This window comes from Dermabacter sp. HFH0086, assembly GCF_000413375.1.
In the GTDB taxonomy this organism is placed as follows: Bacteria; Actinomycetota; Actinomycetes; order Actinomycetales; family Dermabacteraceae; genus Dermabacter; species Dermabacter hominis.
Window position 1 is genome coordinate 1,209,517 of sequence record NZ_KE340308.1, and the last position, 12,288, is coordinate 1,221,804.

10 protein-coding genes are annotated in these 12,288 nt (G+C 65.5%); 5 read left to right on the forward strand and 5 right to left on the reverse strand.

Going from position 1 to position 12,288, the window contains the following annotated elements; translation table 11 throughout:
* Positions 1 to 60 precede the first annotated feature (60 nt).
* The gene (locus HMPREF1484_RS10935; protein WP_051120629.1) at positions 61 to 591 is read right to left on the reverse strand and encodes a PLD nuclease N-terminal domain-containing protein; all 531 of its coding nucleotides are present in this window, start codon (positions 589 to 591) and stop codon (positions 61 to 63) included.
* 37 nt (positions 592 to 628) lie between these two features.
* Between HMPREF1484_RS10935 and HMPREF1484_RS05210 the strand changes: the two genes are divergently transcribed.
* Entirely contained in the window at positions 629 to 913 is a 285-nt protein-coding gene (locus tag HMPREF1484_RS05210; protein ID WP_051120630.1) for a DUF4229 domain-containing protein, read from the forward strand.
* Between the two features lie 9 nt (positions 914 to 922).
* On the opposite strand, the gene HMPREF1484_RS05215 is transcribed toward HMPREF1484_RS05210, so the two are convergent.
* Genes HMPREF1484_RS05215 through HMPREF1484_RS05225 form a run of 3 tightly spaced genes read right to left on the reverse strand, consistent with a single transcriptional unit; the run spans position 923 to position 4,390 of the window.
* Entirely contained in the window at positions 923 to 1,822 is a 900-nt protein-coding gene (locus tag HMPREF1484_RS05215; protein WP_016663978.1) for a 1,4-dihydroxy-2-naphthoate polyprenyltransferase, read from the reverse strand.
* On the reverse strand, positions 1,823 to 3,352 hold the full coding sequence (locus HMPREF1484_RS05220) for an AMP-binding protein (RefSeq protein ID WP_016663979.1): 1,530 nt from the start codon (positions 3,350 to 3,352) through the stop codon (positions 1,823 to 1,825).
* Positions 3,353 to 3,409: 57 nt separating this feature from the next.
* Positions 3,410 to 4,390: a 1,4-dihydroxy-2-naphthoyl-CoA synthase gene (locus tag HMPREF1484_RS05225; RefSeq protein ID WP_016663980.1), complete on the reverse strand. Its 981-nt coding sequence runs from the start codon at positions 4,388 to 4,390 to the stop codon at positions 3,410 to 3,412.
* Between the two features lie 179 nt (positions 4,391 to 4,569).
* Here HMPREF1484_RS05225 and HMPREF1484_RS05230 point away from each other — a divergent pair, with 179 nt between their 5' ends.
* From HMPREF1484_RS05230 to HMPREF1484_RS05245, 4 genes are all read left to right on the forward strand, one after another.
* Complete coding sequence (locus HMPREF1484_RS05230) at positions 4,570 to 7,032, forward strand: phosphoketolase (protein ID WP_016663981.1); 2,463 nt, start codon at positions 4,570 to 4,572, stop codon at positions 7,030 to 7,032.
* 155 nt (positions 7,033 to 7,187) lie between these two features.
* The gene (locus HMPREF1484_RS05235; protein ID WP_016663982.1) at positions 7,188 to 8,165 is read left to right on the forward strand and encodes an o-succinylbenzoate synthase; all 978 of its coding nucleotides are present in this window, start codon (positions 7,188 to 7,190) and stop codon (positions 8,163 to 8,165) included.
* A gap of 17 nt (positions 8,166 to 8,182) precedes the next feature.
* Positions 8,183 to 9,847 carry a 2-succinyl-5-enolpyruvyl-6-hydroxy-3-cyclohexene-1-carboxylic-acid synthase gene (gene menD, locus HMPREF1484_RS05240; protein WP_016663983.1) on the forward strand — a complete coding sequence of 555 codons (1,665 nt, stop codon included), beginning with the start codon at positions 8,183 to 8,185 and terminating at the stop codon, positions 9,845 to 9,847.
* Positions 9,848 to 9,856: 9 nt separating this feature from the next.
* Positions 9,857 to 10,981, forward strand: a complete 1,125-nt coding sequence (locus tag HMPREF1484_RS05245) for a S1C family serine protease (RefSeq protein WP_016663984.1) — start codon at positions 9,857 to 9,859, stop codon at positions 10,979 to 10,981.
* Here the strand turns inward: HMPREF1484_RS05245 and HMPREF1484_RS05250 are convergent.
* Positions 10,962 to 12,227, reverse strand: a complete 1,266-nt coding sequence (locus HMPREF1484_RS05250; RefSeq protein WP_051120631.1) for an isochorismate synthase MenF — start codon at positions 12,225 to 12,227, stop codon at positions 10,962 to 10,964. The two genes, HMPREF1484_RS05245 and HMPREF1484_RS05250, sit on opposite strands and share 20 nt — an antisense overlap.
* Positions 12,228 to 12,288 lie beyond the last annotated feature (61 nt).

Sequence of the window (12,288 nt, forward strand, 5' to 3'; positions counted from 1 at the left end):
GCGGGCGATATCGGCGCCGTGCGCGGGCAGGGCACCTAGCGTCAGCGACGGGAAGTGACCTTAGCGGCGGGCGCCATCGTCGTCGGGGCCCTCAAGGTCGCCCGTTGGCTTGTCTTCGGGGCGCTCGTAGTCGCGCACAGTGTAATCACGCGGTCCCTTGGCAGGGGTGATTCTCGAATCGTCTTTTGGCGCGGGTGTGCGCCCAGGCGCCGGGCGCGGCTTGTTCGACGCTGCGGAACTACCTAAGGCGCCCTCTTCGCGTTTCTTGCGGCGCATCTCCTCCTGAATGTGCTCGCGGCGGCGCGCGCGGTTTTCCTGGTCGAGCTTCGCGAGGAAAGCCGGGTCGTCATCCGGGGCCAGCGGGCGCTGAGGTGCACGCGAGCGGGGCGCGCGAGCAGCATTCGACTGTGAACCTCGGTCTTTTCCTGCGAGAAGCCACAGGAACGCCCCGAGGAAAGGGACGAACACGATCACGAGGAGCCACCCGAGCTTCGGCAGCCCCTTAGAGCGCGACTCGGGAGTGTTCGCGACATCCGCGAGGGCATATACCGTGAGGGCAACGTAGGCGAGAACCAGGATCAAGCGAGGCATGCTCGCCATTCTTTCACGACGAGGGATAATGGAGGTAATGCGAAATTATGTTCTCTACTCGGTCATCCGCCTCGCCCTCTTTGCCGGGGTGTGGGCACTCTTGTACTTCTTCATGCCCGGCGTGCATTGGCTCTTCACAGGAACGCTCGCCGCGGTCATCGCGATGCTGATCTCGATCCTTGCGCTCGGAAAACTACGCCAGGGGGTTGCCTCGAACCTTGAGCACTCCGTCGAAGAGCGACGAGAGAAAAAGCGGGGTCACAAATCTGACGCCGAGCTCGATGCGGAGGAAGAGGACAGCCTCATCGACCGCGGTGAGTAGCCCCTGCTTTTAGAGGAGCGCCGAACTCAGGGCGAACCCCGCGAGCATGAGGAGCGAGGCCACGAGTTCAAGTTTGCCCGTCGCCGCGAGCACGGGAATTAACTCTCGGCCCGAAGCGCGCTGCTCAATCACGCGCCGGATGGGCGCCATCGCAAGGGGCAGTGCGAGGAACGTGAGCGCCACGAGTGGAGCGTGCGGAACCACGGGAATCAGCAAAAGGAACGGCACGAGGATCATCGCCGCATACAGCAGGCGCGTGGCACCGTCGCCGAGCCGGACAGCAAGTGTGCGCTTGCCGGAGACGCGGTCGGAGGGGATATCGCGCAGGTTGTTCGTGAGCATGACCGCGCAGGCCCACAGGCCAACGCCGCTCGCAACGAGCAGGTCGTCGAGCCCAGTGCGCCCAGATAGGAGATAGCTCGTTCCCATGACCGCAACGAGCCCGAAGAACACGAACACCATGACCTCGCCGAGGCCCATGTAGCCGTAAGGGTGCTTGCCGCCCGTGTAGTACCACGCCGCGAGAATGCACACGATCCCGACCAGAATCATCCACCACGCGCCCGCGAGGATCACGAGCGTGAGGCCCGCGAGGGCCCCCACCCCAAATGACGCGAAAGCCGCGCGCTTCACGGCCATGGGCCGCGCCGCCCCCGAACCGGTCAGCCGGAACGGGCCGACGCGGTCATCGTCGGTGCCGCGGACACCGTCGGAATAATCATTCGCGTAATTGACGCCCACCTGCAGGGCGAGAGCGAGCACGAGCGCGAGCAGGGCCCGCCCGACGGTGACGCTGCCCTGGTAACCCCCGTGCATGAGGGCGAGGCCCGTGCCTGCCGCGACCGGGGCGATGGCCGCGGGAAGCGTGCGGGGCCGGGCCCCCTCGATCCATTGTGCTGCACTCGCCATTTACTCGTTGTCCTCTTCGTCGGGCCCGCCGAATTCGAGCTCGTGGTGCCCGTCGGCGCTGAAACGTGTGCCGAGGCTCTTCGCGTACTCGAAAGCCTCGATATTGAGCAGCGCCTCGTGCGCTAGCTCAGCGGCGGCTTTGCGGTCCACCTTTCCGCTGTCGAGGCGGGGGAGGGAGCCCGTCGTCAGGACGCTGCGGGGAATTTCGTGCCGCGCGAAACCGGCATCGGTAAGGGCGGTCGCGACCGTCAGCTGCGCCTGGAGATCCGCCGTCCAGGTTTGGGTGGGCATCGCCCCCTCAACCTTTGGGACGGTGAGGGCCACAGCCATCTGGCCCCACTCCTTCGACTCGACGGGAACGACGAGAACTTCGCGAAACTCGCCCGTGCCCTCGAGTACGCGCTCAAGTGCCTGCGGAACGATTTTGCGCCCGCCCGAAATGATGACGTCATCCGCACGCCCCAGGATGGTGAGGCGCGTGAGACCAGTGGCCTTGTCGCGAGTGAGGCGTGCGAGGTCACGCGTGCGCAAGAGGCGCGTTGCGGCGAGCTCGGGTGTCGAAAAGAAGCGGCGGCGCGTATCGGCATCGTTGCCGTCGACATTCGTGAACGCGCCCGTCTCGTAGATATATCCGAGCGCGATCGACGGCCCCGTAATCATGAGCTGATCCTCATCGTTGACCTTGAGTTCGACCCCCTGGAGGGGGAGACCGTTGTAGACGCAGCCACCGGCGGTCTCACTCGAGCCGTAGGTCGTGACGATCCGTGCGCCGAGCTTTCGCGCGCGATCGAGGAGCTCAGGGGCAGTCGCGGCGCCGCCCACGAGGACCGCCTCGAAACGGGAGAGGGCGCGCGATACAGCAGCATCACCTGCTTCGGCCGCGCTCACGATTCGTTCGAGCTGCGTGGGAACGAAGGACGTGTAAAGCGGCAGGTCAGCAAGGGCCTGATCGCTGCGGACACGTGCGTTCCAGCGCTCCATTGCACCCGTCAGCACCGCCGCATCGAAATGACCCGAAAGATCCACGAGCGGCGCGAGTGCGCCAGGAAGCCCGTCGTGATCGTCGAGTCCCAGAAGTGTGCTTGCCACGCTCGCCCGAGCGATGACCTGCACGCCCGCGATGTGCGTGGGGGGAAGAAACAGCATCCAGGCACCGTGCGAACCGAACTCATAGGCCGTCGCGTGAATCGAGGCCTTGAGGCTCTGGATCGAGTGCGCGACAGACTTCGGCGTCCCGGTGGAACCGGAGGTCGGCACCACGAGGGCGATCTCGCGCGGATCGGGCTCACGTACCCCCGCGTTAGAACGCGCACACGTACAGCCCGCGCACGCGTTTTCGCGCGGTTTCGCGCATTCGAGCGGGCCGATCAGCTCAGGTCGCTCATGGGCGCCGAGCCAGAGGCGAGCGGTACCAGCGAGGGCCTCGCCGATGCCGCGCGCGTACTGAGCTTGCGAGCACACGGTCCCATCGAACGGGCCGGGCGTTAGCCACGGAAGCGACTCGCGGTCGGGGGTATGTGAGGTGCTCACGCGTGCTCCTTTCGGTGAAGAATGTCGATCCGACGCTTGCCGGCAACCGTCGGAACCCTAGCCTTGCGGGTGGGGGAAGGCCGACCAATCCGGCTCGCGCTTTTCGAGGAACGCGTCGCGCCCTTCGACCGCTTCGTCGGTCATGTAGGCGAGGCGTGTGGCCTCACCCGCGAAAACCTGCTGGCCCATGAGGCCATCGTCAGCGAGATTAAAGGCGAACTTGAGCATGCGAATTGCCTGCGGGGATTTCGTGCCGATCACGCGGGCCATGCGCAGGGCCTCGTTTTCGAGCTCCTCGTGAGGCACGACGCGGTTGACGGCCCCCCAGTTGTAGGCATCCTCCGCCGAGTACTCCTCGGCGAGGAAGAAGATTTCGCGCGCGCGCTTCTGCCCGACCTGCTTCGCGAGGTACGCACTCCCGTAGCCGCCGTCGAAGCTGCCCACATTCGCGTCGGTCTGCTTGAAGCGCGCGTGTTCCCTACTCGCGATCGAGAGGTCGGCGACGACGTGCAGTGAGTGGCCACCGCCGGCAGCCCAGCCGTTGACCGCAGCGATCACGACCTTGCCCATCGTGCGGATGAGACGCTGAACTTCGAGGATGTGGAGGCGGCCTGCGCTTTCCGGGCGGATCGATTCGGCCGTGTCACCGTCGGCATACCGATACCCGCTGCGCGAGCGGATCCGCTGGTCCCCGCCCGAGCAGAACGCCCACACGCCGTCCTTGGGGGCGGGACCGTTGCCCGTAAGAATGATGACGCCCACGCTCGGGTCGAGGCGTGCGTGATCGAACGCGCGGTACAGCTCGTCGACCGTGTGCGGGCGAAAGGCATTGCGCACCTCGGGCCGGTCAAACGCGATGCGTACGGCGTTGAGATCCCGGCACTGTTCCTCGCCGTACTCATCGCGCGTGCGCTCGACAGCGCGATGGTAGGTGATGTCCGTGAACGGTGCGGAGCCAAGTTCGGCCGCGTCGATGTCACGCCAACGATCGGGGTCGAACGTCGCTGATACGGGGGCGGGAAGTGGCGCTGCAGTCATGATGTCAAGTTTAAAGCTTCGTGTGAAAAGCGCGCCGTCGCAGGCCTGAAACCACCCAAGCGCTCGTGAAAAATGAGGCGTAGACTACATTAAGCAATCGGCATTGGCGCATGAGCGGCCTGCCGCCCTGCGCCGTGTCGCCCCACTAGTGCAAGTCCCAGTCATGGGCAGGGAGAGACATGAGCTCCGCACGCGAATGGCCGAACGAGCCATCCCATCCACTTACCGCCGAAGAAGCCCATCAGCTCAATTCGTGGTGGCGCGCCGCGAACTATCTTTCGGTGGGCCAGATCTACCTCATGAACAACCCGCTCCTGCGCGAACCTCTTTCGCGCGATGACGTGAAGCCGCGCCTTCTCGGTCACTGGGGCACTACCCCCGGGCTCACGTTCCTGTACGCGCACGCAAACCGCGCGATCAAACAGCGCGGCCTCAACGCGTTTTACGTGACGGGCCCAGGCCACGGCGGCCCGGGCCTCGTTGCCGCGAGCTACCTCGAAGGCACCTACACCGAGACCTACCCGGCCATCACGAAGGATGAGCGCGGCCTCAAGAAGCTCTTCACGCAGTTCTCGTTCCCCGGCGGTATCCCCTCGCACGTCGCCCCCGAAACTCCGGGCTCCATCCACGAGGGCGGTGAGCTCGGCTACGCGCTCTCGCACGCGTACGGTGCGGTGCTCGACAATCCCGACCAGATCGCCTTCACGATCGTGGGCGACGGCGAAGCCGAGACGGGCCCGCTCGCGACGAGCTGGCACTCGAACAAGTTCCTCAACCCGAAGAACGATGGCGTTGTGCTGCCGATTCTCCACCTCAATGGGTACAAGATCGCGAATCCCACCGTTCTTGCGCGCATCAGCGAGGATGAGCTTCGCTCGCTCATGGTGGGCTACGGTCACACCCCTCTGTTCTTCGAAGGTGGCTTCGACGACGAACCGATCGAAGAGACGCACAAGCGTTTCGCTGCGGTGCTCGACGAGGCGCTCGACATGATCGCCGACATTAAAAAGCGCGCCGCCGAAGGCGACATCGAGCGCCCGATGTGGCCGATGATCGTGTTCCGCACGCCGAAGGGCTGGACTGGCCCGAAGGAGATCGACGGGAAGAAAACCGAGGGCTCGTGGCGCAGCCACCAGGTGCCGCTCGCGAGCGCACGCGACACCGATCAGCACCTGAACGACCTGCGCGAATGGCTCGAGTCCTACAAGATCGAGGAGCTCGTCGACGAGGACGGCGCGTTCATCGACGAGGTCGTCGATGCTGCGCCGGAGGGGCTCAAGCGCATGAGCGCCAACCCGATCACGAACGGCGGCGAGGTCCTCCACGACCTCGTGCTCCCCGATTTTCGCGAGTACGGCGTTGACGTGCCTCATCACGGTGGAACGAATTCCGAGGCCACTCGCGTTCTTGGCACGTGGCTGCGCGACGTCGTCAAGAACAACATGCATAACTTCCGCGTGTTCGGCCCTGATGAAACTGCCTCGAACCGTCTCCAGGCGATCTATGAAGTCTCGGGAAAGCAGTGGAATGGCGAGTTCGAGGACCATGACGCCTCCGAGAATCTCGCGCAAGAGGGCCGCGTCATGGAGATGCTCTCCGAGCACCAGATGCAGGGCTGGCTCGAAGGCTACCTGCTGACTGGCCGCCACGGCCTTTTCTCGAGCTACGAGGCATTTATTCACATCGTCGATTCGATGGTGAACCAGCACGCCAAGTGGCTCAAGGTTACAAATGAGATCGAGTGGCGGCGCCCCATCGCCTCGCTCAACTACCTCCTGAGCTCGCACGTGTGGCGCCAGGACCACAACGGCTTTAGCCACCAGGATCCGGGCTTCATCGATCACGTGGTGAACAAGAAGAGCGAAGTTGTGCGCGTGTACCTTCCGCCGGACGCCAACACGCTGTTGTCGACGTACGATCACTGCTTGCGTTCGCGCCAGTACATCAACGTGGTCGTCGCCGGCAAGCAGCCGAACCCGAACTGGCTCACGATGGACGAGGCGATCGTGCACTGCACGCGCGGCATCGGCATTTGGGAGTGGGCAGGCACCGAGGTGAACGGTGAGGGCGTGGACGTCGTCCTCGGCTGCGCGGGCGATATCCCGACGATCGAGACTCTCGCGGCCGCGAAAATCCTCCGCGAGGAGATCCCCGAGCTGCGCGTGCGCGTTGTGAACGTCGTTGACCTCATGCGTCTCCAGCATGAGCGTGAGCACCCGCACGGTCTTTCCGAGAAGGACTTCGACGGCCTCTTCGGCAAGGACATCCCGGTCGTGTTTGCCTACCACGGTTACCCCTGGCTCATTCACCGCCTTGCCTACCGCCACGACCCGAACGCGCGCATCCACGTGCGCGGGTACAAGGAAGAGGGCACGACGACGACGCCGTTCGACATGCTCATGCGCAACGACATCGATCGTTTCCACCTCGTCATGGATGTGATCGACCACGTCGATTCGCTCGGTACGCGGTACGCGGGACTGCGCCAGCGCATGTCTGACGAGCGTATTCGCGCCCGGCAGTACGCGTTCACGCACGGCGCCGACATTCCCGAGGTCGCGAACTGGGTGTGGGACGATGAGCAGCACGATGCGGTTATCGCGAGCGAGGCCGTGAACGTGACGGGCGGCGACAACGAGTAGCTCCCCGCCACCTCCCCTTTCCTGAATTGCATAGAGGTCGTGGGGGTTTGCGAGGGGCGAGACCTCGCGGATAACCCCCACAACCCTTATGCAATCCGGGTGGCCCTTGTCCGCCTAGTCGCGCGAACGGAACCACCATTACCCCCAAAACTCCTATGCAATTCGAAGGACAGATCGAGCGCATCGAGATCGTGCGCATCCCCATGCGCACGCGCTTTCGCGGCATCGACGTGCGGGAGGCGGCCCTCCTGCTCGGCCCCGAAGGCTGGGGCGAGTTCTCGCCGTTTCTCGAATACGGCCCAGAGGAGGCCTCGGCCTGGCTCGCCGCCGCTCTCGAGCAGGCCACCCTTCCCTTCCCGGAGCCCCTGCGCCCCCGCATCCCCATCAATGCGACGATCCCCGTCGTGAGTCCGGAGCGCGCGTACGCGCTTGCCCGGTCGTTCGGCGCCGCCACCGCGAAGGTGAAGGTGTCCGACGCTAGCTGCGCCCACAGCGATGATGTGGCGCGAGTCGCGGCCGTGCGGGAGGCCCTGGGTGATGAGGCCAGAATTCGGGTGGATGCGAACGCCTCGTGGGAGGTGAACGAGGCGATCGAGAAGATTCGCGAACTCGATCGCGCGGCTGGCGGTCTCGAATACGTCGAGCAACCGTGCGCGAGCGTCCGCGAGCTTGCCGAGGTGAGGCGCGGCGTCCACGTGAAGATCGCCGCGGACGAATCGGTGCGCAAAGCCGACGATCCCCTCGCCGTGGCGCGAGCGAAAGCCGCCGACATCCTCGTCATGAAGGCACAGCCGCTCGGTGGAGTGCGGCGAGCCCTTGCGCTCGCGGAGCAAACGGGGCTTCCGGTTGTGGTGTCGAGCGCGCTCGAAACGTCGGTCGGCCTCAGCGCTGGTCTCGCGTTCGCGGCGGCCCTTCCTGAGCTCGAGCATGCGTGCGGGCTCGGCACGGCGAGACTCCTCGAAGGGGACGTGTGCGAGCGTCCGCTCGTGAGTGACGACGGCACGCTTCCCGCGGGGCGCATCGACGTGAGCGAGGAGTTCATTGAGAAGTACCGCGCGAGTGAGAGTCGCGCGCGCGAATGGCATGCGCGCATTTCCCAGGCAGCCGAGGTGCTCGAGGCGCGCACGCGGTAGCCCGGTAAGCTGGGGACATGCATATTTCTGCCCCGCCTCGTGCCGGTTCGGGCGCGCTTGAGGCCGCACACGCCCTTCTTTCCTCCCTCATCGCGTGCGGGCTTCGCCACCTCGTGCTTGCCCCCGGATCGCGCTCGGCTCCGCTCGCCTATGCAGCCAGTGCCCTCGCCGAGCGCACAAGCACGGCATTCGAGGTGCACGTGCGCCACGATGAGCGATCCGCGGCGTTTACGGCCCTCGGACTTAGTCGAGCTGGGGAGCTGGCCGCCGTCGGAACGACGAGCGGAACCGCGACCGCGCACTTGCTTGCCGCCGCCATGGAAGCCCACCATAGCGGTATACCCCTCGTGCTGCTCACGGCCGACCGACCGGCCGAGCTACGCGGGACCGGTGCGAACCAAACGACGTGCCAGGCGGGGCTCTTTTCGCCGTTCACCGTGCTCAACGTCGACCTTCCCGCGCCCGGTGCTCACGAGGCGAGCCACACCGATGTTCGGCTCGCGGTCGACACGGCTGCGCGCGCGGCCCACGCCACCCTCGAATCTCCAGGGCCCGTGCACCTCAACCTCGGTTTTCGCGATCCGCTCGCGGCGACGTGGGCGACAGTCGAGCGTGTCGAGGAAGTGCTCCGCATTCCCGAGCACACCGCTTCGGCGGACCGCGCCGGTGTTCCTCTTCGCGACCTGCCCGCCCGCACCGTGGTCGTCGCCGGCGACGGGTATGACTCCGGGCGCCGAGCCAGCGCGCTCGCCACACGCTTGGGCCTGCCGCTTTTCGCCGAGCCGAGCAGCTATGCACGCGCGTGCGCAGACGTCCTCGTGCCCATGTATCCGGAGGCGATCGCGCACGTCATGGGCGCGGAAGCCCACGAGCTTCGACCGCGAACTGTCATCGTCGTGGGCCACCCCACGCTTTCTCGGCCCGTGATGCGGCAACTTCTCGGCGCGAGCGACATCGAGGTCATCCTCGAAAGCAGCCGCCTTGAATGGCCCGATGCGCCTCGCAACGCCTCGCACATCATTCCCTTGATCGACGTCGAAACCTCGAGCCTCGCCGAGGAACAGCCGAGTTACCTCGACGCGTGGAAGGACCTCGGCAGGGAACTCGACGCGCGGGGCCGTGAGCGTCTCGCGCCGCAAGCCGTGGCCGCGCTCGCGGTATGGGAGGCATGCGCGCAGGACCGCGCCCCACTCGTACTCGGCGCGAGTTCCCTCATCCGCGACCTCGAACAGCACGCGGGATCGAATAGCGCGCGCGTGTACGCCAATCGCGGCCTCGCGGGAATCGACGGCACAGTGTCGATGGCGAGCGGCATTGCCCTCGCCGAACGGAATCGCACGCGCGTCCTCCTCGGCGATGTGAGCGCGATTCACGATCTCACGGGTTTTGTCATCGGCCCCACCGAGCGCGAGCCCGAACTCGACATTGTGATCGTGGACGACAACGGCGGGCGCATCTTCTCGGGCCTTGAGCACCAGGGGGCGCCGAGCTCGGTTCTCGAACGGTTTTTCACGACGCCTCATGGGATTGATTTGGCTTCGGCGATCGAGGGGCTCGGCGTTCAGGTTGAGCGGTGTGCTCCCGGTGAACTCTCAGGGCGCCTGTCGACCGCCTCACACAACGCTCGCCGCCGGGTGTTTTTTGTGGATATCGGAAGCGAACGTTCAGGAAACGGGGTTTAGATCACGCCTATGAAGAAATCACCGTCGTGGCTTGCGACCGCCACCCTCGTCATCGTTGGCATGCTCCTCTCGTCGATCTTCACGATCGGCGCGGCAACCGGCCTCGGTCTTATGTTCTGGGGAGCGCCCGGTGAGGCCTCGCGCAGCAAGGCGCAGTCGGGGACCCCGGCTGAAAGGGTCGGCCACGGTGGTGACGTTGTCGAGGACTCGTGGGTCGATACCGCCCGCGTCATCTCGCCGAGCACGGTTTCGATTCGCGTTGATACCGGCAACGGCGGTTCAGAAGGCACGGGCATCGTGTACGACGGCAAGGGCACGATCGTGACGAACGCGCACGTAGTCGCGGGCGCGGTCCTCATTAACGTGACAACCTCCGATGGGCGGACGTTCGATGCGACCCTCATCGGTTCGGATGAAAGCACCGACATCGCACTCGTTCGCCTCTCGAACCCGCCGAAGGATCTCACCCCGGCGACGTTCGCGGATTCCTCCGCCCTTACGGTGGGGCAGGATGTCATGGCGATGGGCACGCCTCTCGGTCTCGCGAACACGGCGACGACCGGCATCGTTTCGGCGCTCAACCGTCCCGTTGTTACGCGCCCGGAGCGCAGCGAAAACCAAGACCCCTCGACCGCGTCGTACACGTCAGCGATCCAGACCGATGCCTCGGTGAACCCCGGTAACTCGGGCGGCCCGCTCGTCAACCGCGCCGGCGAGGTGATCGGCATTAACTCTTCGATCGCGTCGAACGCGTCGAAGAGCGAGGGAGCGGGGAGCATTGGCCTCGGGTTCGCGATCCCCTCAAACACCGTGAAGCTCATCGCGGAGCAGCTTGCGAAAAACGGCAAGGCCAAGCACGCGTTCCTCGGCGTGCGTATCAAGGACGGCGAGGCCAACACGGGGTCGGCCGTGGTTCAGGGCGCCCACGTCGTCGATGTGACTGCGGATAGCGCCGCGGCCAAGGCAGGAATCGCCAATGCGGATCTCGTGACGAAGGTCGACGACGTTCAGATCGGCTCCTCGTCAGCGCTGACCGCGTATGTTCGCAGTCTCGAGGTGGGCAGCACCCACACGTTTACCGTGCTGCGCGATGGGAAAGAGCGGACCGTCGATATCACGCTTCAGGGGAGCTAAGCGCCTCGAGGGCGCGCACGATCGGGCGGGTTTTGGCGAGCGCTTCTGCGTGCTCCGTGAGCGGATCGGAATCGCTCACGAGCCCGCCGCCCGCTTGCACTGTGAGCGTAGTGGCGCCCACGTGGGCCATGCGCAGGGCAATGGCAAGCTCGCCGTCGCCGTCCGCGCCGATCCAGCCAACGGGGGAGGCGTAGCCGGCGCGGTCAACGCGCTCGAGGCGCGCGATGACCTCGTTCGCGACCGAAAGTGGCGTGCCCGAGACGGCTGCGGACGGGTGCAGCGCCCCGGCGATCTCGAGAATCCCGAGGCCCTCGGGCGCGACGCCCCGAATGTCGGTCGCCAGGTGCTCGATTCCGGGCACATGCAGCACAAAGGGGCCTTCCGACGGCGCCAGGCGCACGCCGAGCCTTTCGAGCGGTTCGCGCACCGAGCGTGCTGCGAAATCGTGTTCGGAGCGCTCTTTGGGGTCGTGGAGGAACGTTTCTCGCTCCTCGGCGCTCAGTTCCTCGTCCCCGCTCACGGGCCGCGATCCCGCGAGAACGCGCGAGAACACGGTCGAGCCCTCTGTGCGCACGAGCATCTCGGGGGAGGCGCCCACAATGTCGTCGAGTGCGAATGTCCACGCGGTGGGGTAGCGGCGACTGAGCTGGGAGGCGAGCGCTGGCACGAGGCTTTTCGCCTCGAGTGCGCCGAGGTCGATCTCGAATCGCTCCGAAAGCACGATCTTTTCGGCCACGCCGTCGTCAATCTCCTGGACGGCTTCTTTGACGAGCCCGCGGTAGGCCTCGCCCGAATGCGCGGGTCGCATTGCGCGAGGGGCAACCGTCGGGGACTTTCCGGCCTGAAAAAGCGCGAGGACCTGCTCGGCTGAGGTGGGGGAGGTTCCGACGGCTGCTTCGTTTTCGGTGCTCACGATCGTGAGGAAGGCGCAGCCGTCTACGGAGCCGAGCAGGTAGCGTGGAATCACGAGGCGTGAGGGGCGCGAGGATCCAGGGGAGTAGGAGAATGACGCGAAGGCGACGAGGCCGCTCCCGCGGAGATTGGCGAGGTCTTCTACCTCGGCATTGTCGCTCACGGCGCGAAACGCACGCGCGAGTGCATCGAAACGGTCGGCACCAGTGGCCTCGAGCCTTGCAGCCTCACCGATTCCGATGAGGCCCCCCGATCCGTGGAGCCATAGCGCGCTTGGGTCCTCCGGGATGCGCTCGGCGATGGTGACGGGGCTGTCAAGCTGGACCGATCGCACAGAAAAACGTGGGGGATCTACCGGGGGATGGGCGTCAGGGGCTAATAAGATGGGCATGATG

Coding starts and splice junctions, on each gene's coding strand:
- HMPREF1484_RS05245 (WP_016663984.1), top strand. CDS start 9,857: ATGAAGAAATCACCGTCGTGGCTTGCGACCGCCACCCTCGTCATCGTT.
- HMPREF1484_RS05210 (WP_051120630.1), top strand. CDS start 629: ATGCGAAATTATGTTCTCTACTCGGTCATCCGCCTCGCCCTCTTTGCC.
- HMPREF1484_RS05230 (WP_016663981.1), top strand. CDS start 4,570: ATGAGCTCCGCACGCGAATGGCCGAACGAGCCATCCCATCCACTTACC.
- HMPREF1484_RS10935 (WP_051120629.1), bottom strand. CDS start 591: ATGCCTCGCTTGATCCTGGTTCTCGCCTACGTTGCCCTCACGGTATAT.
- HMPREF1484_RS05235 (WP_016663982.1), top strand. CDS start 7,188: ATGCAATTCGAAGGACAGATCGAGCGCATCGAGATCGTGCGCATCCCC.
- HMPREF1484_RS05215 (WP_016663978.1), bottom strand. CDS start 1,822: ATGGCGAGTGCAGCACAATGGATCGAGGGGGCCCGGCCCCGCACGCTT.
- HMPREF1484_RS05225 (WP_016663980.1), bottom strand. CDS start 4,390: ATGACTGCAGCGCCACTTCCCGCCCCCGTATCAGCGACGTTCGACCCC.
- menD (WP_016663983.1), top strand. CDS start 8,183: ATGCATATTTCTGCCCCGCCTCGTGCCGGTTCGGGCGCGCTTGAGGCC.